Raw genomic sequence first — 23,335 nt, forward strand, 5'->3', positions numbered from 1 at the left:
CTCATTTTTCCTCAAACAGCTAACGCCCTGTTAAGGGGTGAGCAACGCAATACCGAAGCCGCCGCATACCACCTTAATCACTAAAAACAACGCATAGTAAAAATGCCACGCGTTGCGAATCCCTCTTGAACAGTTTGTTATGTGCGTGGTTGAAACCTACTCTACACTTGGCTCCGGTAAAGCTGGTGGTGCACTGTCCATATAAGTTAAAAAGTTTTCCCATAACTCGTGCGTTCTTTGCTTAGTTAACTTAGTTTTGCACGATATCGCCATAATTCCACGAATAGTCCCATCACGCCATTGCGTATAAACCGAATCACAGTGAGAGGAGATATATGCTTGCCAATCCTGTTGCGCAAGCTTAATTGCTACGATCAGTTCTGGGTCATGAGAGTTATGCTCGAAACTAGCGCTTAGATATTTGTCTAATTTAACTTGTGCTGACTCTAGTTCAATAGCGGCACATTGGTTTATCTCAATTGTGGTCATCGCATTATTACAGTCAGTGGGCTCTTCTTCAGCAAGAGCACCAAATGAAAGACTAGCTAATATGATGATTAGACACTTATTCATCGTTTTCTCCGAAAGCACATAACGCCCTGTTAAGGGGTGAGCAACGCGATACCGGAGCCGCCGCATACCACCTTAAGCACTAAATTCAACGCATAGTGAAAATGCCACGCGTTGTGAATCCCTCTTGAACAGTTTGTTATACGATGCCTCACACCAAGCGCTGAAACTGACCGTTTTTAGCTTTGAAACCTAGCTTATTAAACAAAGCTTGAGACCGAAAGTTACCCTCATCAATATCTGCATACAGTCTTTCAATGCCCAAAGATTTAGCATGAGAAAATAATAAACTAAGAGCTTCCGACATATACCCTTGTCGCCAGTACGATGAATTTAGTAAGCATCCGACCTCACAGGAATCACTGTTATCACTAAAACTATGTAAGCCGCAGGTTCCAATAACTTTGTTTGTCGCTTGATCCATAATCGCCCATTCCAACGATTCACCTGATTTCTCCAGCCGGACGACGCTTTCTAGCATCTGAACTATCATATCTTTCGATGTAAAAACTGGGTCTGAGGCAAATTCCATTGTTTGAATATCACCATAAATTTCAAACAAATCATCAGAATCATTCGTTTGAATTGACCTCAAAACAATTCTACCTCCGTGTAAATCAGGCTTCATTTCTCTCCTTAATCGTATAACGCTTTCTATACGGCGACTTGCCGTCTTTCTGGCAGGCTACCGCCTTCTTTCTTATCAAAAGCGCTATCAATCGTAGCACTTATCTGTATGAAACAAATAGAAAAACAGTATGAATATGTGTGGTGGCGCGCGCAATTAGGCGGCGCACAGCACGCTAATTTCAAAAGTGGTGATACATTAACGGAACTGTGTAAATAAACAGGTTAATTTATCATGAAAAGTCAGTTTTTACTTAGTGTAAAAGAGCACATGCTTACTCGTCATTATGCGAATAAAACTATCGAAAGTTATCTATTTTGGATAAAACGTTTTATCACTTTTCACCAGCTCGCCCACCCATCAACACTAGCAGAAGATGATGTCATTCAATTTCTGAGTTACTTAGCGGTAGAAGAAAAAGTTGCGGTAAAAACGCAAGCTTTGGCGCTGAACTCAATATCATTTTTATATCGTGATTATTTTAAAACCCCACTATCACTTGATATGAGATTTCAGAAATCCTTGACCGAAAAGAAACTTCCCGTTGTGTTAACCAGGGAGGAGATCCGAAGATTCGTTCAGCATATCGACCCGAGGTATAGACTCCATATTCAGCTACTTTACGGCTCCGGGCTTCGAGTTATGGAATGTTTACGCTTAAGAGTTCAAGACATCGATTATGATTATGGTGCAGTTCGCGTTTGGCAAGGAAAAGGAGGTAAAAATCGTACAGTCACATTAGCCAAAGAACTACATGAACCACTCAAAGCTCAAGTTAATTTAGCAAGAAACTACTACTTTAAAGATAGGCACATGCCTGGTTATGCGGGCGTATACATCTCTGAAGGTTTACGACGTAAATACCCAAAAGCGGAGCTAGATTTTAACTGGCACTTTTTGTTTCCATCAACAAAGTTAAGCGCAGATCGAGACACTGGTGAATTGAGAAGGCATCATATCAATGAAAGCGCAATACAAAGAGCAGTAAAGCGCGCGGCAAGCGACGCAAGCATTGAGAAAACTGTAACTTGCCACACACTAAGACACAGTTTTGCCACGCACTTATTGGAATCTGGCGCAGACATTAGAACTGTTCAGGAACAATTAGGGCATACTGATGTAAAAACCACGCAGATCTATACTCACGTTATCGAGCGCGGGGCTGGTGGTGTGTTGAGTCCATTATCCAGCCTTTAGAAAAACAAAGCCACCTCGAAAGGTGGCTTTGTTTTATAACTCTTTATTGACGAACACCGAGTTTCACATTGCCTTTTGAATCAAACCAAAGTGCTTGCGAACGGCGACGTCCTATTAGTATCGGACCATCGTCATAAAAGAGAAAGTTCTTCCAGTGCTTTTTAAAAATAGACCATTTCGTTTCGATGACATTGTACTTCTCGTAGCAAAAGTAAACGGTTACATCGTCTTGCCAATCGATATGTGCCTCAGCTTCCGCTGGCATGTCAGGATCATCCGACTCCCACGCAGCCATCCAATCCACAGTTTCAGACCAATTCGCCTCATTCATTGGCCAGTCTTGGGAACTAAGTCTATCCATATCAGGGCTTTGAGCACTGATATTTTCTTTCCAAAATTGTGCTGAGCGGGCTTGGCTCATCGGCTTAATAAAAGCCAAATCTTCTTCTGGCACAGGCATCGACTGATGCGTAAAAATCCATTTTCTTTGGTATTCGTCCAAAGGCAAATAAGACATTCAGTCTCCTTTATTACGATTTCAGCCAACCTTTCTCTGTGGCTTCTTCAATCAACTCTTTCGCTTTGTCCCATAAGGTAACAGAGCCAAATTCAATTCGTTTATTAATGGTAAGTGCTTGTTCGCGTGAGACACCATGTTCCTTCCAACTCTGACCATTATTATGGTAGTTCAAGAGCATTGGAATTAACCGATCGAGTGCTTTTGCATACTTAGCATCATCGGTCTGCGCGGCTTCAAATTCATGCCAAAGCGCCAATAGCTCTTGCTCCTGATCGCTGGGTAACATACCAAACAAGCGCTCTGCGGCTCTAATTTCTTTTTCTGCTTGCTCTTGAGACGCAGCAGTATCATAAACAAAGGTATCGCCCGCGTCGATCTCTACTACGTCATGTATCAATAACATTTTCATCACTCGGCAAATATCAACAGGTGCATTCGCATGCTCTTCCATCAATATTGCCATCAGTGCGACATGCCAACTATGCTCACCACTATTTTCGAGGCGCCCTTCAGCACTTTTAACTCGAGTTCGGCGCAAAATGCTTTTGAGTTTATCGAGCTCGATTACAAGTGCTAACTGCTTTTCCAATCGTTCCATACTATCGCCCTTCTGGCTGCCAATTCGGATTAATAAGCGACGTTAGGACGTGGTCTTGCCACTCACCATTAATCAAAAGGTAATCTTTTGCATACCCTTCTCGGTTGAACCCTACATGCTCTAGCACAGATTCACTACGTTTATTGTGAGGCATGTAGCCAGCTTGAATACGATGCAGTTTCTGGACATTAAACATGTAGTCGCAAGCCATGGTTAATCCACGACGCATATAACCATGCCCTTGCGCTTTTTCAGCGAGAGAATATCCGACGTTACAAGAATAAAAAGGGAAACGACTCAAACTACTAAAGGATATCGTACCTAGCATTTCACCCGAAGAGGCTCTGACTAAAAGGCAATAATACCCCAATCCCATTCGATGCAGCTCATTGAGCTTGATAAGCTTTTGCAACCAACCGTTCACTGAGAAAAAAGCCTCTTCACGTTTCGGTTCAAACGGTTTCAGGTATTCTCGGTTCGCTTGAAAATATTCGGCAATCATATCTGCGTCACCGATTTCAGCGGTACGAAGAAGCAAGTCACCGTCCAACTTATGAACGGCGATAGATGAGCTGTTATCTTCCATTACAAATGATTAATTCCGTCTTTTCGTTCAATTCGATTAATTCTTACGTATACCGTAATCACGCAGTTTATTAGCGATTGAGGTATGCGATACATTCAAGCGCTTAGCAAGCTTGCGGCTTGATGGGAATGACTGATACAAACGTTCCAGAACTTGAGATTCATAATCACGCATGATCTCATCCAAAGAACCGTCGATGTTAAGCGTTGCACTACCAGCGCCGACTGACTGAGGCTGAGGTAAATTGAAGTGATCCGCGTTTAGTATATCACCATCCATTTCCGTGAGCGCTCGAAGAACCATGTTATCCAGCTGGCGCATGTTTCCTGGCCACTGATAATTTGCAAGGGCATCAACTAGACCATCATCAAACTCTGGCTTATCAATCCCAAGCTGTTGAGCATGTTTCGCCACAAACAACTCAAGCAATGGTGCAACGTCGTTTGAGCGCTTACGTAACGGAGGAATGCTGAGCGTAAGTACGTTGAGACGATAATACAAATCTTCACGGAACATTCCTGCTTCAGAAAGCTCGGCAAGGTTATGTTTTGTTGAAGCGATGATACGAACATCGACATGCATCTCATCTTCTGCACCGACACGACGGAAATTACCATCCTGTAGAAAACGTAACAGCTTGATTTGAAGGTGCGAACTCATTTCACCGATTTCATCAAGAAATACCGTGCCGCCATTTGCTTGCTCAAAGATGCCTTTGTGGCCTTGTTCATGATTGAATGAACCCGGCGCATGACCAAAAAGTTCGGTTTCTGCTACATCGTCAGGCATCGAAGCACAACTCAAAACTAGGAATGGCTTGCTCGCGCGGCTAGAACGGCTGTGGCAAGCTTTAGCAAGCATTTCTTTACCGGTCCCCGTTTCGCCCTCAATCAACAATGGTTGGTCAAGCACAGACAGCTTCTTAGCTTGGTTCATTAGTGCTTTATGACGGTTCGATATACCAACAAAGTGTTCAAAACCCAGAGGATTATGCAGCGGTAGCGCTTCTTCAATTCTGGCAACTTGCTGACTAGAGCGAATCGTCATTAGAGTACTCGCTAGAGTCGAGTTTTGCGCTTCGTCTCGGATATAAACGGGCATCAACTCTAGAACATAGTCCAAGCCATCAATCACAAGGTTTTCCCGCGTTCGACCATTAACACCTTCAGACCAACGAGAGAAACGAACACTTGGTAACAAAGCACCGATTTGAGTACCAATCACTTCTTGCTTGTGAAGGCCAAGCAATGAAAGTGCAGACATGTTTGCCATGTCTACGGCACCTTTAAGATCAATGGCAAAAACCGGATCGGGCAAGTTATCAACTAACGAGAGCAGCTCCGTATTGTGGCGCTCCATCGGCATAAACTGGATTTTACGTACGTCTTTCACCCCCGGAATACGGCGGATTTCAGCCATCAGCTCACTAAACGTATCAAAATCAATATCCGGGCAATTCAAATAGATAATACCGCTAATATCGATTTCGATACCACGCAAGTCGATGCTTTTAGACGCTAAAATATCGAGCAGTTCTCGGGTCAAGCCGAGTCGATCTTCACATAAGACTTCAAGACGCACTTAAAATATCCCAATTCACAACTGTCAGGAAAAGTTGACAGTAGTTTCTATCATGCTTGGAATGGCGTCAAGCAATCCTATCCATCAAAGTTGATATTCGTTACGGTTTCATCGTAATTGATGCAACTTTCGCCGCCACAGCCTTGCGTATGGTGCCCAACTTAACCTGACGGTCAGGATACCAGGGTAGTGGACGCAATAAGGTCATCGCTTTCAAGCCCAAACGTGCCGTTAGAATACCAACACCTAGTCCCTGCCCCGCACGAGCAGAAACTTTGCCAGCAAGATCCATCGACATCAAATCCATACTGGCATCAATAGCGATCTCACTGGCACCAGCCGCCGCCATATTGACAAATACCGCTCTTAGTAACTTGATGCGAGATGCATAACCTAGCTCTACCCCATATACCTTGGAGAGGTTGTCGATCATTTTGAAATTTCGCCAAGCCACCAGCAACATATCAGCGGCAGCCAGAGGGCTCACGGCGACTAGGGCCGCACACTCGGTTGCGTGCTGTGATACGATTTTCGTTGCCAACTTGTCTTGTTGGCTCACCACCATCGAGTCATACATATCAAGAATTTCAGCGTCACTATGAGCAGGGTTAATACTGTTCTGCCAACGATCAAAGCCCGGATTCTCTGCCATCACACCACTTTGTTCTGCTACGGTTTCGCAAAAGGCTTTCCCTTTCCCAACGCTCTCACTATTAACAAGTGCTTCTGCTTCTTCTTGAACACTAAAATGATTTCGTAGTTTTCGCAGTTTCCAAAGCTCTTTACCCATAGCTCCTAAACCAAGCGAAGCGATCGCAGCAATAAACCCCGTCCAGCTTAAGGCTAGCCAATCAGAAGCCTGAATTGCGGTTATAACCGAGTCCACCGCTTGCCAGCCAACCAGACCAGCAAAAGTTGCAAATGCGCCAGTCGCGAGCCATTTTCTGCCCGATTTTGGACGAATGACATGCTCGAGTTGCAATTCCTGTTCGGTCTCCTGGTGCGCTTCTTTAACTTCAACAGGTACAAATGTTTCTTTTTCGCCGAATGTTTGCTGCGCCGTCAATTCCGGTTGATTCGATTGCTGCTCTTTTTCCATTACCTTTTCAGAGAAAACTTGTTTTTGCTTCAACTCACTCATTTCAATTTATCTCCAATCAGGTAATCCAATGCTTTGTCTAAGCGTATGTGCTTCACTGGCTCATCATTCGGTGAGGGCATCGGACGAAACGACGTAAAATCAAACCCGTTGTTTTGCCAATACGCTGCATTTGGTAGCTTTTTCGGCACCTCTCCGGGAAACATAGTCATCGGCTCACCACCCAATGTTGTTCCTTGTAACGCCGGGATGGTCTTATCTCCAGAGGAAATAAACCCCGTCGTGGTTGCTTGGATGGAAGCGATACTCATGCAGCTCATCTCAATATTCTCGTAGGCTGCCGTTTGCCATGCTGGATGCACCATTTGTTGGAGCAGAGACACCAAATTTGGGTGCTGATCGGGCGTGATATGATCCGCTTTTGTAGCAGCAAACAACACTTTGTCGATTTTTGGTGAGAACAAACGACGCAAAAAGCTACTACGACCATAGCGGAAGCTATGCATGATCTGTTCTAGCGCTTGGCGCATGTCGTAAAACGCTTCATCACCGGCATTGAGAGGCTGCAAACAATCCACCAGTACAATCTGGCGATCGAAGGTCGCAAAATGATGCTTATAAAACGCTTTCACGACTTTCTGTTGGTATTCCTGAAAACGGGCTTCTAACATCGCTAAGTTACTGCCCTTGGACGCTTTGCTTTCCGAATCAACACGACACGGAAAAAACTGTAGCACCGGCGCGCCTGCTAGCTCACCAGGTAATACAAAGCGGCCAGGCTGAACCCAATGAAGGCCAGCGTCTTTACAGGCATGAAGGTACTCGGTGTATGTGTGTGCAACTTTCTCAAGTAGTTTCTCATTCACTTCTGCAAAGAGATCCACTTTCTCCAGTTCAGAAAGCCAAGCTTTGGCTAAATCGCCACGCTGGCCTTTAAGTGCATCAAACTGAGTTTGCGACCACGTTGCAAAGTCCATGTCCAATAAAGGCAGGTCGAGCAACCACTCTCCTGGATAGTCGATAATATCAACATTTAAAATTGCGGTTTTACTCAACAGCTTTTTCGTAGTTTTATTTGGTTTGTACTTGAGCGCTAAGCGAATCTCACTCACATCACGTGTCGGTACTGGCCACTGAGGTGGAGTGGCATGAATTTGGCTCATCGCCTCATCGTAAGCAAAGCGTGGCACCATCATATTCGATTGAGGCTCACGCTTCGCCCCAATAAGGCGCTTATCTCTAGCCGCAGTCAAAAGAGGCAAATTGTCATGGGTTGCAGTATGAAGAAGCTGATTCACTAATGACGTGATGAATGCCGTCTTACCGGCACGAGAAAGTCCGGTGACAGCAATTCGAACATTAGAGTCCATACCTCTGTTGATAAAGTCATTAACTTCTTTCTTTATTCTCTTCATTACGCTTCTTTATCTTACTCCACTTTAAAACAACGTTGTCAGCGACTTCGAATTTCGATCTATGAATACTGTTCTATCCCGAATTCTATGAGTTTAACTTTATATACCTTAATAAAAGATGAACAAAACATCCGGCTTAATGCTGTGTTAAAAAAGAAAAGCCCCTGAGTGGTTCAGAGGCTTACTTAATCTACAGCATTAGTAACTCTATATGCGCTGATTACTATGTTAAACAGGAACCCGCTTTCTTTAAGCCTAGTCGTCTTCGATTAACTTATAGATAACAAATAGAGCGATTTCCAAAATCAACCACAACACACATGTGATGGTCACGTACTTTTCATCAAAGATGCTGATACCGTGAAGAATCAAGTCATAGCCAACAAAGCCACCTATCACTACAGCAAGAATAATTTGTAGAATCTGAATAAAACGAGGCATGCCGTCTCCTAATTATTGTTCGCATAACGTTTGATTGCTATGCCTAAAGGTTTATATCCTTAATTATATAGACAAAAAGTGCAGGTTTCGCTGCACTTTTGTCAATTGTTTGCTAGGTAAATCAGCACCTTGTCACATTCTCTCTACTGAGACGCAGCAAGATTGCCCTTTGCCTTATGCTTCCATCTCTTGAATTTTCACTTTCCAAGTGTCTGGACCAATTTGGTGCGCGTTAACACCATTTGAGTCGACGGCCACTGTTACTGGCATATCTTCAACTTCAAATTCGTAAATCGCTTCCATACCTAAATCTTCAAATGCGACAACGCGAGCTTTCTTGATCGCTTTCGCCACCAAGTACGCAGCGCCACCTACAGCCATTAGGTAAACCGCTTTGTGATTCTTGATAGATTCAACCGTTGCAGGGCCACGCTCAGCTTTACCGATCATGCCCATGATGCCGGTCTTTTCTAGCATCATGTCGGTGAATTTATCCATACGCGTTGATGTTGTTGGGCCAGCAGGACCAACGACTTCATCACCAACTGCATCGACAGGGCCTACGTAGTAAATGAACTTACCGTTGAGATCTACGCCTTCAGGTAGACCTTCACCGTTATCTAGCATGCCTTGAATACGTTTATGCGCAGCATCACGACCAGTCAGAATTTTACCTGATAGAAGAACCGTTTCGCCTGTCTTCCACTCTTGTACTTCTTCTTTAGTAATTGTGTCTAAGTTTACGCGACGCGTATTTTCGCCCGCTTCCCAAGTGATATCTGGCCAATCTTCTAGTTTAGGTGGTGTTAGCTCTGCTGGGCCGCTACCATCAAGCGTGAAGTGTACGTGACGAGTCGCCGCACAGTTCGGGATCAAACAAACAGGCTTAGAAGCCGCGTGCGTTGGCGCAGTTTTGATTTTAACGTCGACAACAGTCGTCAAACCGCCAAGACCTTGCGCACCGATACCAAGTTTGTTCACGCGATTGAAGATATCCAAACGAAGCTCTTCTTCTGCGTTTTGTGGGCCACGGTCAATAAGTTCTTGAATATCGATGTGTTCCATTAGAGATTCTTTTGCCAATACCGCTGCTTTTTCAGCCGTACCGCCGATACCAATGCCAAGCATGCCAGGAGGACACCAGCCCGCCCCCATTGTTGGTAGCGTTTTTTCTACCCACTCAGCAATATCGTCAGATGGGTTTAGCATCACCATCTTAGTTTTGTTTTCGCTACCGCCGCCCTTCGCAGCGATCTGAATTTCAACTTTATCGCCCGGAACCATGTTGATATGTACGACGGCAGGCGTGTTGTCTTTGGTATTAATACGTTTACCAGCAGGGTCCATTAGTACTGACGCACGCAACGGGTTATCAGGGTTCGTGTACGCTTGTCGAACACCTTCATCTACCATCTGCTGAACCGTCATGTCGGTCGAATCCCATTGCACGCCCATACCGATGTTGACGAAACACGTCACAATACCAGTATCCTGACAAATTGGACGGTGACCTTCTGCGGACATTCGGGAGTTAATTAAGATCTGAGCAATCGCGTCTTTAGCGGCTTGGCTCTCTTCGCGGTGATAGGCTTTTTCAAGAGCTTGAACAAAGTCTAGCGGGTGGTAGTAAGAAATATACTGTAGCGCATCAGCGACACTGCTGATCACATCCTGCTTGCGTATTACCGTCATTACATGCCTCGTTATAGTTATGCTTCCATTATTGGCTTGGCTTCAATCGTGTTTGTTGAGCTTATTGCTCTTTTGAGCTTCGTTTTTTATAAACAATTGTCGAACGGCTGATATCGACACACGAAATGCTGAAGTTGCCTACTTGTAAACCATCTCAAAACCCTATGAATAGAGGGAGTTTGGCTATACAGAGGAATATGATACTCTTGCTGCCCATGACATGCCATGCAGTGAACGATCTCTTTGTCACAAATTACACAAATGAACAACATGGACAATCAATTCATTGATTTTAAAGCGCTGGAATACGCACCAGAGTTTACTCTTCACCTTTTTTCTCGCATTCAACACCTACCTTGGGCGATGTTGCTGCGTTCTGCATCAGAAACGCATATCGATAGCCGCTTCGATGTGTTGGTCTCCAACCCAATTGCAACGTTAGAAACCACTGCCGACAACACACAAGTTGAAACGCCATCGAATGCCTATTCAACTCAAGATGACCCATTTGCGCTGCTTCATCAGTTGCAAGAACAGTGGCTTCCTCACGTAGAGTTAAATAAAGAATTGGATCTGCCTTTTGTCGGCGGTGCGCTCGGTTACTTCAGTTACGATTTAGGTCGCCGCGTAGAAACGATGCCAGAAGTGGCAGAAAAGGACCTCAACACGCCGGATATGGCGGTAGGTCTGTATGAATGGGCCGTTGTTGTTGACCACCACCTAAAAAAAGCATGCTTAGTCGGTCAGAACATCGAGCAAGCTTGGCAATGGTTAAACGAGCAAAAAGCAGAACAAACCGTTGACTTCGCTTTGTCTGGTGATTGGCAGTCAAACATGACGAAAGAGAGCTACGCCACTCGCTTTGACAAGGTGCAAGAATACTTGTTGAGCGGTGACTGTTATCAGATCAATTTGGCGCAGCGCTTTAACGCACCGTATCAAGGCAGCGAGTGGCAAGCGTATCTGAAATTGGAGTCCGCCAACCAAGCGCCATTCTCAGCGTTTATCCGTATGCCTGAGTCTTCGATTTTGAGTATCTCTCCAGAGCGCTTTTTAGAGCTCAAAGATCGCGTCATTGAAACGAAACCAATCAAAGGTACTCGACCACGCAGCGAAGATCCAAAGCAAGATAACGCTAATGCTCATGACTTGCAGACAGCGGAAAAAGATCAGGCAGAAAACCTGATGATTGTCGATTTGCTGCGTAATGATATTGGTCGAGTTGCATCACCGGGTAGCGTTCACGTTCCAAAGCTGTTCGATATTGAAAGCTTCCCTGCCGTGCATCATTTGGTGAGCACCATTCGTGCAAATTTGGATGAACAATACGCTCCTGCGGATTTGCTGCGAGCGTGTTTTCCAGGCGGTTCAATTACGGGCGCACCTAAAGTTCGCGCAATGCAGATTATTGAAGAACTGGAGCCGCATCGACGCAGCGCGTATTGCGGCAGTATTGGCTACATTTCACGCCATGGTCGTATGGACACCAGCATTACTATCCGAACTCTTGTAGCGGAAAAAAACAAACTTTACGCTTGGGCTGGCGGCGGCGTCGTGGCAGATAGCGATTGCGCCTCTGAGTATCAAGAAACGTTGGATAAGCTTTCAAAGATTTTGCCAGCGCTGCAATCGTAGGTTTCAACAGCACACAACGCCGCTTTAATGCTATTGACGAAAACAATCTAAAACGCTTCCAGAACGGATAATGCCGCTCATTTAACAGCGAGTGGCATATTTCTGTATCTCATCACCCTGCACAGCGACGAAAGAGCGTGATACAGGTTCTTCTATTCAAGCACTTTGTGGTCAAATTTGTTTCATTATCCGCTCGGCGTGCTGCTACTAGATTCTTAGTCTAGCCAAGGCTCGCTAGAATGACCCAAAAAACATCGTTAAATGATCGGCATTATCCGGTGTGGTGCGCTTTTTTGTGTGTTTTATTTGCATGTACTTTAGCTTTTAGCCGTTGGCCAACAAACATACTTTTTAAGAGGCAGCGTCTACTGCTCAAGCCACTTACACATAATCTGTTCGATATCGGTTGCGGTGTACGGCTTAGTGAGGATGTCGTCCATGCCTGAATCAATACACTTTTGACGCTCTTCGATGGTAGTGCCAGCGGTTAATGCAATAATAGGATGAGTAAAGCCACGCTCTCTCAGATACATCGTCGCCTCATAACCATCCATTTCTGGCATTCGGCAGTCCATGAATATCAGTTCGTAGTCTTTACTTTTCACCGCTTCTAATGCTTCTTTGCCGTTGGCTTTTAAATCAGGTGTAATGTCGAGTTTTTTCAGCATTTGAGTAACAATGACTTGATTCATTCTGATGTCATCAACCACTAATATTGAGCGTCCTGCTAAATCGCTTCGCTCTATGGTGACCAATTCCCCCTCTGCTGTGCCTTGTGCTTGCCCTTCCTCAAGAGGAATAGCAACTTTAAAAGTTGTCCCTTTGCGCTCTTCACTCTCAAAGCTAATTTGACCTTGCATCAAATCCACGAGGTTTTTACAAATCGCGAGACCTAAACCTGAGCCTTCAAAGCTGCGTTTCGCCGAGCGATCAACTTGGACAAATGGGTCAAAGAGTGACGGCTGTGCTTTTATTGGGATGCCAATACCAGTGTCTTCAACCTCAAAATAAGCCGTGCCGTTAAGCCATTCCACCCGTAACACGACGCCACCCAAGTGCGTAAACTTAATCGCGTTTCCCACCAAGTTAACCAAAATTTGTGTAATGCGCTCTAAGTCACCGACTAAAAATTCCGGGATCCCCAGCTTTTTGTCGATAGAGAAATGGATACGTTTTTCCGCAGCCTTAGCTGCAAATACACCCATGATGGCTTTTTCAAGTTCCTCCCAGGCAAAGACTTTATGTATGATTTCCATCATACCGGCATTCATCTTACTGAAATCAAGAAGATCATTAATGATAACTCTCAATAAGTCCCCTGATTGAGTCAGATTGCTCAAGTATTGACGCTGCTCTTCTTCTAATTGGGTTCGACTCAATAACTCCGCACTACCCAATACGCCATTGAGAGGAGTTCGCAGCTCATGGTTAATCATGGCGACAAACTCCTTCGTCGCTTTTTCTGATTCCTCAGCCCGCTTTCTCAGCTCGACCTCTCGCTCTAAACTTAAGTGTCGACCAATAACACCATGAACTAAGTCAGACACGAGCTCCATCTGTTTGGAAATAAAAGACTGATCGATTTGATCTTGCAACACAGAGAAAATCAACTCCCCAACCGTTTCCCCATCAATGATAACTGGCAAATGCAAACTCTCTCCCTGCCAATTAGGAGAGGTTAAAATCTCGTTGTTATGACGAAGCTGTAAGTGACCAAAGTGATGACGACGCAATGAGCTCAGCTTTGTAGCGTCAAGAAACAAGTAAGCCGCAGAAATGATCGAGTTAGAAGTGAGCTGCTCAATAAAGCTCGCTATCATTGCTTCATCGAACGTGCTCGATAAAAAAGTACGACCGAACTTAATCAACGTGGCATCAATTTGCTCTTCAAACTCAAACTTACGAAGATCCTTTTTAGATTTCAGCTCCAGCTTTTTCAATGCAACACTGAGTTGCTGGTTGGATTCATATAACTCTAAGCTTTTCTGTTCCAACAGCTGCTCAGCTGCTTTTCTTGATGCAACTTCTCGTTTGAGTTTCCTTTCTAATGAGGAACTTCCCGTCATATCGTTCTTATTGAGCCTCTAACCAAAAACGTACTTTGCTGCCATCTTCTGACTGGTTTTGATGTTTGATATGAACTACCTCACCAAAATGTGCAGCACAACCTTTTATCAATCCTAAGCATACGTGAGACATACATCTTGCGCTGTGGTAGTCAAATACCAATTGGGATTGGTTTTCACTAATGAAATCAAATTGCGGAGGGTTAGCATCAGGATAGAGCTTCTTAACTTCGACATGAATAAAGTCTTCAACATGGCGAACAAATTGAAACGTCGTTTCACACTGTTGCAAACTGGCGTGACTAGGAATAGAGCGAAGTAAATTCAAAAAGACGCACTCTCCAAACACCTCTTGCAGTTGCTCGGGGGGAACACCAGATACTTTACTGAGATTCACGATCAACTTAACCAAGTCTTTGTGATCGTAACTACCAACAGCAGTGTAAACACCTTCATCGTTAGAAAGATCGAGAACTTGGTCTAACACATCAAGACCGAATTTCTCTTCCACTAACTCCATGAACTCGGTGAAAATAATCCCTTTCATTGGCCAATACTTGCCCTATAGTGACGTCCTAAAATAAAGAATGGTGTATAACCTTATAAGTTTCAAATTAATATGTTCAAGTAGAGTGAGACACACAACACAAAGAGGGAAAGTGCTGGCGAGTGCTTTAATGCGAATGTTTTATTTGGTAACCAGTAACGATAACGCCATACGCTTTGCCGTCTTTGAGTATAATAAATAATGGTTAGGCACGATAAATAAGGACTCAGTTTGGTTATCGACAAAACTCATTTACTACAGAACTTTCAATTTCGGCTTCCAACGGGCTACCACAAAGAGTCCCTTGCACGACTGAAATGGATGAAAGAAAAGTCCCTGAGAGATGCGGCAGTCTTAATCGGTTTTGTGGAACGCGATGACGGGTTACAAGTCATTCTGACTAAGCGTGCAGCCCACTTACGCCATCATCCGGGACAAATCAGCTTTCCCGGTGGCAAATATGAGCAGGAAGATATTCAGCTCGTGAATACCGCTTTAAGGGAAACCAAAGAAGAAGTTGGGATAGAAGATGAGCATATTCATGTGTTTGGTCAACTGCCTACACTACCAACGATTAGTCAATTTAATGTGACACCTTTTTTGGCTTTTGTTTCTCCGGAATATAAAACGCATATTGACCCAAATGAAGTAGAGTCAGTTTTTGAGGTTCCTGCCAACCATATTCTGAACCCCAAAAAATTGTATAGCACCAAATTTGACCTAAAAAGAAGCAGTCATCGTGTATTTGCTATCCCATATAGACAGCATTTCATCTGGGGCATGACGGCACAAATTATCGAATCAATGCAAAAACATATTATTTCACATTAAATAGTTGTTGATATCGGTGCTTTTATAGGCGCGATCATTATGCGCATCAATATTAATAAAACGTTGCTTCATAAACATTCATTCACATTAGATTAATTTTCCATTTTCACCGCAAACGCTTGCGGTGAAATAAATTTATACAAACAGCCCTATTGATAAGTTTTTCTAATTTTACTCATTAGCAGAAATCACGAGTAGCACATCATTTTCGTGATAAAAAGCAGGTTTTTGACATATCATTCAATAAGCGTAAGCAATAAATGATTTAGATCTAATTTTCCTAGTGTAAAATCTTGCAAAATTACTCCCGACTTATTTCCTGTTCCCAAAATGAGTAACTAAAAAATGAATACAACTACTTCTGCGGTTTCTACCGCACAATCGTCTAGTAAGTTTTCTTACAAAGACTTTACCTGGTGTCTGTCCCTTTTTGGTACGGCAGTAGGTGCAGGTGTACTGTTCCTTCCTATTAAAGCAGGTGCAGGTGGCTTTTGGCCATTAGTAATCCTAGCCCTAATCGCAGCACCAATGACTTGGTTCGCACACAAATCTTTAGCTCGTTTCGTTCTTTCTGCGAAAAACCCTGAAGCGGACATCACCGACACAGTAGAAGAGCACTTTGGTAAGACTGGCGCAAACCTTATTACGTTCGCTTACTTCTTCGCTATCTACCCAATCGTACTTATCTACGGTGTTGGTATCACAAACACAGTTGACTCTTTCCTAGTTAACCAAATGGGCATGGAATCTATTCCTCGCTGGCTACTTTCTGGTGCACTTATTGCTGCAATGACAGCAGGCGTAGTATTCGGTAAAGAGCTTATGCTGAAAGCAACTTCAGCAATGGTTTACCCTCTCGTGTTCATCCTACTAGCACTGTCTGTATACCTAATTCCTGGTTGGAACACTTCAATGATGGAAGTGTCACCTGACTGGGGTGCAATGCCAGCTATCGTTTGGCTAGCAATCCCTGTTATTGTGTTCTCTTTCAACCACAGCCCAATCATTTCTCAGTTCTCTAAAGAGCAACGTCGTATATACGGTGATGACGCAGTTAAGAAAACTGACGCTATCACCGGTGGCGCAGCAATGATGCTGATGGGCTTTGTTATGTTCTTCGTTTTCTCTGTTGTACTTTCTCTGTCTCCAGAGCAACTAGCAACGGCGCAAGAGCAAAACATCTCTGTTCTCTCTTACCTAGCAAACGTGCATGAATCTCCACTGATCTCTTACATGGGTCCATTGGTTGCTTTCGCAGCGATCACCTCTAGCTACTTTGGCCACTTCTTAGGTGCGCACGAAGGTCTAGTTGGTCTAGTGAAATCTCGTTCAAAATCACCAGTAAGCAAGATCGAGAAGATGTCTCTAATCTTCATTGTAATCACAACTTGGATCGTTGCTATCGTTAACCCAAGCATCCTAGGTATGATTGAAACAATGGGTGCACCGATGATTGCCGCAATCCTATTCTTGATGCCAATCTTCGCAATGCAAAAAGTTCCTGCGATGGCTAAGTACAAAACTTCAGCACCTGTGCAAATTTTCACAGCAATCTGTGGTCTTGCTGCAATTAGTTCTGTAATCTACGGCGCTCTTTAATCATCTCTGCCCAGTGCAGTATGATTAATCCAAAAATATAACGATAAAATTAAGCCTCCCAACTCCCCTTGGGAGGCTTTCTTCTGAGGTAATCGATATGATTAGTGTTTTTGATATCTATAAAATCGGTGTTGGACCTTCAAGCTCACACACTGTAGGCCCAATGAAAGCGGGTAAAGAGTTTATTGATGATCTTCGTGCAATGGGAAAACTGCGCGACATCACTAAAATCACCGTTGACGTTTATGGATCACTATCACTGACAGGGAAAGGTCACCACACAGATATTGCTATCATCATGGGTCTTGCAGGCAACACTCCTGAGAAAGTTGATATCGATTCTATCCCGGGCTTTATCGCTCGTGTAGAAGAAACTGAACGCCTTCCTGTTGGCATGCACTGTCACACAGTATCGTTCCCACGTGAAGGTGGAATGAACTTCCACAAAACAAACCTAGAGCTACACGAAAACGGCATGCAGATCCACGCTTGGATTGATGACGAAAAAGCGTACTCAAAAACTTACTACTCTATCGGCGGTGGTTTCATCGTTGATGAAGAAAATTTCGGTAAAGAAGCTGAGAACCCAGTAAAAGTACCTTACCCGTTTACAACGGCAGAGGAACTGGTTAACCAATGCCATGAAAGTGGATTGTCCATCAGCGCACTAACCATGAAGAATGAGCATGCGCTTCATTCAGATGAAGAAACTCGTACTTATTTCGCAAACATCTGGCGCACAATGCGCGAGTGTATGGATCGCGGTATGAATGAAGAAGGTATTTTGCCAGGTCCATTGCGTGTGCCTCGCCGTGCAGCAGCACTTCGCCAGCAGCTACTTACTTCAGAAAAGACAACAAACGACCCAATGTCTGTTGTTGATTGGGTAAACATGTTTGCTTTCGCAGTAAACGAAGAGAACGCAGCAGGTGGCCGCGTTGTTACAGCACCAACTAACGGTGCGTGTGGCATCATCCCTGCGGTACTGGCTTACTACGATAAGTTCATCCAAACTGTGACTGAAAAAGATTACATCCGTTACTTTGCAGCTTCTGGCGCAATCGGTGGTCTTTACAAGCGTAACGCGTCGATCTCTGGTGCAGAGGTTGGCTGTCAGGGTGAAGTTGGCGTGGCATGTTCTATGGCAGCAGCAGGCCTTGCTGAGCTTATGGGTGGTAGCCCAGAGCAAGTATGTATGGCAGCAGAAATCGCAATGGAGCACAACTTAGGTCTAACGTGTGACCCAGTTGCAGGTCAGGTTCAGGTTCCATGTATCGAGCGTAACGGTATTGCGGCAGTAAAAGCAATCAACTCTACTCGTATGGCACTACGTCGCTCTTCAGCTCCAACTGTTTCTCTAGATAAGGTTATCGAAACCATGCTAGAAACAGGTAAAGACATGAACGCGAAATACCGCGAAACATCTCAAGGTGGTCTAGCAATCAAAGTGATTTGCTAACACGCCTTTCTGAATACCAATCAAAACCCGAGTTTATGCTCGGGTTTTTTTATACCCCAAAAACCCAGGAGAATGCGTTATCAGGACAAGTAAAAAAAAACCTAAAACGTTGAATATATCCAAATATTATGGATATCTCAGTAAAAAATCACATCTCTTCCCTAGCTTTATTGATAACGTAGCCAAAAATTAAACTTGGAGCACATCAACACATGATTAGGTTTGAAATTGGAAACCAAATCTGCGTTTGCTTGTCCGAAAACGAAATATCTCTAGAGCTCAATCAGTCACTCCACCACTCCATTCCTGTCAACCCAAATGAGTACGCCATTCTGTCAACTATCGCCACATACGGCAGTTTAAATACGCCGATTAGTCAGCGGTTAATAGAAAGCAAAATCACTCAACAATACAAAATGACACTGCCTGAAAATGGCTTTAAAAACGCGGTGGCCGCTCTAAGAAAGAAATTTCGCAAGCTCACGGAAGAACATTTAACCACTAACAAAAACATTATCGAAAACATTCACCGGACCGGATACTTCATCCCTTTTACTATGCAAAACAACCATCAGAATGGCATCGAACATCAACAGAAGATCAATCAATACACAACCAATAGTCTTCGCAAAGCGCTTCGTATTTGCCTGCGTAATAAAAAGATCTATTCAGAAGCAATGTGGGTTGTGTTGATCACTGCGATCATTTTCTTTGCTATCTGTTACTACGCGATAAACAGCATCGTTAAACATAATTATCTGGATAACGCCTTCGAAATTGCAGAGAACCTTTCCCGCAGGAGTTGCTTTGCTAATGAAAGCGAACTGAAGTCACTATTTGATAATGTGAAGTTGGTGGAATCGAGCATGATGCTAGATCGTTTCAATATTCGATGCTTAGTCACTCCAGAAACCGTTGTCCCTGTCAGCAAAAAAGCCTTTGAAGAGTGGAGTAACAATAACAATTACACCACCCAATCATTTGACTTAAATAACGCAACCGTTTTGGTTCGTGTTAAAAACATTAACTTATCCGACAATGTTGAAAATCATATTTCACGTTTTTTTCTTTCTGGTATGAAGCTATCAACGAATACCGGAACGTCGTTAGAGATTGGTAACACCAATGAACGCTTTTTCAATTATCACGTAAAGAATAGTGGCTATAAAGAGGTGTATTACATCTCTGGACCGTTTCAAAGTATCATTCTACTGAGCTTACTTTTTCTCATTATACTGCGTCACCGCTCCCTACAAGCCTTTATGGCTTACTTGTGCGCAATTCGACAATTCAAAATAAAACTGGAACCGATTTATAACACTTCGGCACAAAAGATTGTGCACTACGAAGCCCTCTCCCGGTTTAAGGTAAAAAATACGCAACGGTTTATTGAAACACTGATCCGCAATGGATTGCTGCTAACTCATACCTTACTGGTGATTGATTCCATCTACACCAAACAAAAAGCGTTGCCCATCCCTATCAGCATTAACGTTTGTCCTTCTTTGCTGCGAGGGCGTAACTTTTCAATCCTATATAGAGAGCTATCTAATCGGGATTGCCGTTTGCTGACAATCGAAATCACAGAAAATGCATCGATGTACTATACCTCTGAGATTTATGGCAATGTCGCGAAACTAAAAGCACTGGATTGTAAAATCAGTATTGATGACTTTGGCACCGGCAATAATAATGTGGCGCTTATCAGCAAGCTGAATCCTGACTACCTCAAAATAGACCGAGAATTTGTTATTGGCCTAAAATCTGATGATAAAAAGATAGAAACCTTGCGTCAGTTAATTGCTATGGGCAATACGTATCGCTGCACGGTCATTGTTGAAGGCGTAGAAACGGCAGACAGTGCTCACTTACTCACAACATTGGGCGCCTATATTCACCAAGGTTATTATTACCCTCTTCATTGCTAGCTTTTCTTCACTCGGTTAGTTACTTAAAATAGATTTAATACTCTATAAAAACTCGTGGTGGCATAACGGTATGCCGCCAATTTGTGATTGAGCGATGATTGCGATTAAACCCACCAAACTGAAAGATTTTTCAAGTTTGATGCAATTGGATGTGCAAGAAGAGCAAAAAGGATTTTTTACACCGTTTGAAATGGCTTACCAAAAACGCAGTAAGTCAGAGGCGTTCTTTACGATTTATTCTGATGACCTATTAGTAGGCTATCTTGTTATCGATAAAGGTTTCTCCCAACATGCGCCGTTTGCTAAACGATACGAACTGGAGCTTAAATACTTGATGATTGATCAACGTTTCCAACGTCAAAGGGTTGGGAGTGAGGCATTGCGTAAACTGTTCCTTTATGCGTATACCATTAACCCTAAAAGCACCTCTCTTTGCGCCACTGTCCCACAAAGTCAGCAATACGCTATCAGTTTTCTTGATGCGTGCGGATTCATTAATACAGAGGAAACAACATTGGGTGATAATGAAAAAGAATGGATTCTACGACACCCATTAAGCTAGCTGGTGAAGCATAATCAAAATTGGGCCATTCAGACACAACAAAGGCAAGCTTCTCGCTTGCCTTTGTTTAATGCTCAATAGAAAGTGACTTATTCGCCTTTGTAAATACAACCCGCTGTGCACGTTTCTTTGATTTCTACTTTACTTAGCAGTGGTAAGCTTGGCTTAAGCTGCTGCCAAATCCATTTCGCTAACACTTCGCTAGTCGGGTTCTCTAACCCTTCAATGTCGTTTAGGTAGTAATGGTCTAAGCGATTGTAAATTGGTTTAAATGCAGCTTTGATCTCTGCAAAATCCACTACCCAACCTGTATGTGGATCAACTTCACCTTCTACATAAAGACGAACAAGGAAAGAGTGTCCGTGCAAACGACCACACTTGTGACCTTCTGGTACGTGTGGCAAATGGTGTGCTGCTTCGAACATAAACTCTTTGTATAATTCTGTTTTCATCTTGATTCTCAGGCTTTAAAAAGACAGGCAATACTAAGGAATTCGCTGCCAAGAGACAAGCGTTACCCCATACAAGCGTAGCAAAAACTTCCGCTGGTTCCTGGCCTCTTTGCTATCACTCACACCAAAGCGCCGTATTTCTGTCACGCGCCAAACATTTGATTACACAGCACTCACATCACAATTACATATCCCCAACATGTGTGGGGTCACAATCATTCATTTCGTTGTTCGCAGTGCGCATTTGTGCACATTAATATTGTGCAGTTCGTTCCAATTACACTTATAAATTTATGCGCTCAACTATCACTTTTAAGCTCTTACTGGCGTTAATTGCTGTCTTCAGCTGCGTTCTAGCTGCCTCTACGGCTTACCAATACCATCAACAAAAAACCTTAATCAATGATGTTCTTAGTGAACAACTCCATGATAAGGCTAGTAATTATTTCGATAGCCTAAATATGATGATGCTTACGGGCACCATGTCGCAAAAAGAAACCTTACGTCAAAAGGCCCTGGCCCAAGAAGGCATTGAAGCAGTTCGCGTGTTGCGAGCTGATACTGTGACCAAACTTTACGGACCTGGGCAACAAAACCAGCAGCCTGTCGATGATATTGATCAACGAGCGTTGAATGGTGAACTGGTGATTGAACCAATCTCAGCCGATTGGGGCAAAGGGTTAGTAGTCGCACTACCAATGAAATCGAGCGAAAATTACCGTGGCACCAACTGCGTTTCTTGCCACGTTGCACCAGCAGGAGAAGTGTTGGGCGCGATTCGCTTGGAATACAACATGAATCATGTCAATTCAATGATCAGTAAACAGGCAATGTTTGCGATGGGAATAATGGCCGTAATCGCATTTGTGGGCTTCATCATAACGATGAGTTTGATTCAGAAAATCATTGTACGACCAATTCAAAGAACGTCGAAATTCATGTCGAATGTGAGCCATAGCAAAGATCTATCTCAACGACTTATGCATCACCAACAGGATGAAGTGGGCCAACTTTCTACTGCAATCAATTCATTCATGGATACGGTCTCCGAAAGCTTAGAACGTGTGCAAGACACCTCTCACTCACTTGCCGACTCCGCGAGTAAACTAACTGCTGTCGCGCAGTCCACAGATAAAGCGGCCAATAACCAACAGCTAGAGACCAACGAAGTACAAAGTAATATCACCGATATGTTGCAGCAACAAACTGCGGTTGAGGACTCGACTAACAACGCTACTGTTTTGGTCAATCACACCGTTGATGTCGCCACTCATAGTGCAAGCCAAGCACACAATGTAAGTGAAGACATCAAACAACTAGTGAGTAACATTGATACTGTACGGGAAAAAATCAGCTCTCTAAACCAAAGAACCGAAGAAGTGTCGTCCATTCTTGTGGTTATTAAGGGTATTGCAGAACAAACCAATCTGCTCGCGTTGAATGCTGCTATTGAAGCCGCCCGTGCCGGAGAGCAAGGACGCGGTTTTGCGGTCGTCGCGGAAGAAGTGCGTAACCTGGCTTCTAGGACGGCTGAAGCCACTGGTAATATTGAACATATCATTTCTCAATTCCAGCAAGGAAGTGAAGAGTCATTAACTTCTGTTGATACCGTCTGCCAGTTTGCTCATCAACGCTCTGTCGATGTCGAGGCACTATCAGCCACAATGCATAACGTTGTTGACGAAATGCGCCAAGTGCTCAAACATGCAGAAGATATCCAAAACCAGACGCAAACCACATCTGATGTAAGTCAGCATATTCAATCTAAAATAGATGTGATCACACTGCATGCTAACGACACATCGCAATCAGCATCGCACACGCGTGATATTAGTGTTGATTTAGAGCATCTATCCGAACGTTTAGAGCAATTACTAAACCAATTCACACTTTCAGAGCACAAAAGAGTGAATAAATAGAGAGATTCTC

Annotated in this window: 21 protein-coding genes; 8 read left to right on the forward strand and 13 right to left on the reverse strand. The window is 43.7% G+C overall.

The features are described 5' to 3' along the window. Window positions 1-156: 156 nt before the first annotated feature. Window positions 157-573 carry a lysozyme inhibitor LprI family protein gene (locus R7Z41_RS05280; RefSeq protein WP_020838908.1) on the reverse strand — a complete coding sequence of 139 codons (417 nt, stop codon included), beginning with the start codon at window positions 571-573 and terminating at the stop codon, window positions 157-159. A 148-nt stretch (window positions 574-721) separates the two neighbouring features. After that, the gene (locus R7Z41_RS05285; protein WP_086459309.1) at window positions 722-1,198 is read right to left on the reverse strand and encodes a GNAT family N-acetyltransferase; all 477 of its coding nucleotides are present in this window, start codon (window positions 1,196-1,198) and stop codon (window positions 722-724) included. A 234-nt stretch (window positions 1,199-1,432) separates the two neighbouring features. Between R7Z41_RS05285 and R7Z41_RS05290 the strand changes: the two genes are divergently transcribed. After that, complete coding sequence (locus R7Z41_RS05290; RefSeq protein WP_017636093.1) at window positions 1,433-2,395, forward strand: integron integrase; 963 nt, start codon at window positions 1,433-1,435, stop codon at window positions 2,393-2,395. Between the two features lie 43 nt (window positions 2,396-2,438). Here the strand turns inward: R7Z41_RS05290 and R7Z41_RS05295 are convergent, their stop codons facing one another. From R7Z41_RS05295 to R7Z41_RS05330, 8 genes are all read right to left on the reverse strand, one after another. Further along, window positions 2,439-2,912 carry a DUF2947 domain-containing protein gene (locus tag R7Z41_RS05295; protein WP_017636094.1) on the reverse strand — a complete coding sequence of 158 codons (474 nt, stop codon included), beginning with the start codon at window positions 2,910-2,912 and terminating at the stop codon, window positions 2,439-2,441. A 13-nt stretch (window positions 2,913-2,925) separates the two neighbouring features. Then, a complete protein-coding gene (locus R7Z41_RS05300; RefSeq protein ID WP_005376917.1) occupies window positions 2,926-3,513 on the reverse strand; it encodes an HD domain-containing protein in 588 nt (195 codons plus the stop codon). Between the two features lies 1 nt (window position 3,514). Next, window positions 3,515-4,099, reverse strand: a complete 585-nt coding sequence (rimJ, locus tag R7Z41_RS05305) for a ribosomal protein S5-alanine N-acetyltransferase (RefSeq protein ID WP_005388271.1) — start codon at window positions 4,097-4,099, stop codon at window positions 3,515-3,517. A gap of 36 nt (window positions 4,100-4,135) precedes the next feature. Further along, window positions 4,136-5,680 (reverse strand): transcriptional regulator TyrR, encoded by a 1,545-nt coding sequence (tyrR, locus tag R7Z41_RS05310; RefSeq protein ID WP_017820442.1) that lies wholly within the window; start codon window positions 5,678-5,680, stop codon window positions 4,136-4,138. 100 nt (window positions 5,681-5,780) lie between these two features. Next, window positions 5,781-6,821 (reverse strand): YcjF family protein, encoded by a 1,041-nt coding sequence (locus R7Z41_RS05315; protein WP_065274660.1) that lies wholly within the window; start codon window positions 6,819-6,821, stop codon window positions 5,781-5,783. After that, complete coding sequence (locus R7Z41_RS05320; RefSeq protein WP_065274661.1) at window positions 6,818-8,194, reverse strand: YcjX family protein; 1,377 nt, start codon at window positions 8,192-8,194, stop codon at window positions 6,818-6,820. Before R7Z41_RS05320 ends, R7Z41_RS05315 begins: the two co-directional genes overlap by 4 nt. A 255-nt stretch (window positions 8,195-8,449) precedes the next feature. Continuing rightward, the gene (locus R7Z41_RS05325) at window positions 8,450-8,635 is read right to left on the reverse strand and encodes a hypothetical protein (protein ID WP_005376906.1); all 186 of its coding nucleotides are present in this window, start codon (window positions 8,633-8,635) and stop codon (window positions 8,450-8,452) included. A gap of 174 nt (window positions 8,636-8,809) precedes the next feature. Continuing rightward, on the reverse strand, window positions 8,810-10,327 hold the full coding sequence (locus R7Z41_RS05330) for a fumarate hydratase (protein ID WP_005376905.1): 1,518 nt from the start codon (window positions 10,325-10,327) through the stop codon (window positions 8,810-8,812). A gap of 270 nt (window positions 10,328-10,597) precedes the next feature. On the opposite strand from R7Z41_RS05330, the gene pabB reads away from it, so the two are divergent. Further along, a complete protein-coding gene (pabB, locus tag R7Z41_RS05335) occupies window positions 10,598-11,962 on the forward strand; it encodes an aminodeoxychorismate synthase component I (RefSeq protein WP_186584874.1) in 1,365 nt (454 codons plus the stop codon). 365 nt (window positions 11,963-12,327) lie between these two features. Here the strand turns inward: pabB and R7Z41_RS05340 are convergent, their stop codons facing one another. Together R7Z41_RS05340 and R7Z41_RS05345 are read right to left on the reverse strand one after the other, a co-directional pair. After that, the gene (locus R7Z41_RS05340) at window positions 12,328-14,028 is read right to left on the reverse strand and encodes an ATP-binding protein (RefSeq protein ID WP_206970694.1); all 1,701 of its coding nucleotides are present in this window, start codon (window positions 14,026-14,028) and stop codon (window positions 12,328-12,330) included. Between the two features lie 7 nt (window positions 14,029-14,035). Continuing rightward, window positions 14,036-14,575, reverse strand: coding sequence for a heme NO-binding domain-containing protein (locus R7Z41_RS05345; RefSeq protein WP_005388282.1), 540 nt, complete (start codon window positions 14,573-14,575; stop codon window positions 14,036-14,038). A gap of 231 nt (window positions 14,576-14,806) precedes the next feature. Here R7Z41_RS05345 and R7Z41_RS05350 point away from each other — a divergent pair, with 231 nt between their 5' ends. From R7Z41_RS05350 to R7Z41_RS05370, 5 genes are all read left to right on the forward strand, one after another. Beyond that, window positions 14,807-15,406, forward strand: coding sequence for a CoA pyrophosphatase (locus R7Z41_RS05350; protein WP_005376901.1), 600 nt, complete (start codon window positions 14,807-14,809; stop codon window positions 15,404-15,406). Between the two features lie 345 nt (window positions 15,407-15,751). After that, on the forward strand, window positions 15,752-17,005 hold the full coding sequence (locus R7Z41_RS05355; RefSeq protein WP_225477575.1) for an aromatic amino acid transport family protein: 1,254 nt from the start codon (window positions 15,752-15,754) through the stop codon (window positions 17,003-17,005). Window positions 17,006-17,102: 97 nt separating this feature from the next. Next, window positions 17,103-18,464, forward strand: a complete 1,362-nt coding sequence (locus tag R7Z41_RS05360; protein ID WP_005376899.1) for an L-serine ammonia-lyase — start codon at window positions 17,103-17,105, stop codon at window positions 18,462-18,464. Window positions 18,465-18,676: 212 nt separating this feature from the next. Beyond that, on the forward strand, window positions 18,677-20,392 hold the full coding sequence (locus R7Z41_RS05365) for an EAL domain-containing protein (RefSeq protein WP_017820447.1): 1,716 nt from the start codon (window positions 18,677-18,679) through the stop codon (window positions 20,390-20,392). A 94-nt stretch (window positions 20,393-20,486) separates the two neighbouring features. Further along, a complete protein-coding gene (locus R7Z41_RS05370) occupies window positions 20,487-20,954 on the forward strand; it encodes a GNAT family N-acetyltransferase (RefSeq protein ID WP_025767296.1) in 468 nt (155 codons plus the stop codon). 89 nt (window positions 20,955-21,043) lie between these two features. Here the strand turns inward: R7Z41_RS05370 and queD are convergent, their stop codons facing one another. Next, complete coding sequence (queD, locus tag R7Z41_RS05375) at window positions 21,044-21,406, reverse strand: 6-carboxytetrahydropterin synthase QueD (protein WP_005376896.1); 363 nt, start codon at window positions 21,404-21,406, stop codon at window positions 21,044-21,046. Window positions 21,407-21,699: 293 nt separating this feature from the next. Here queD and R7Z41_RS05380 point away from each other — a divergent pair, with 293 nt between their 5' ends. Further along, window positions 21,700-23,325, forward strand: a complete 1,626-nt coding sequence (locus R7Z41_RS05380) for a methyl-accepting chemotaxis protein (RefSeq protein ID WP_213870738.1) — start codon at window positions 21,700-21,702, stop codon at window positions 23,323-23,325. The last annotated feature ends 10 nt before the right edge of the window (window positions 23,326-23,335 follow it).

This window comes from Vibrio sp. 1457 (assembly GCF_033340195.1).
Classification (GTDB): Bacteria; Pseudomonadota; Gammaproteobacteria; order Enterobacterales; family Vibrionaceae; genus Vibrio; species Vibrio alginolyticus.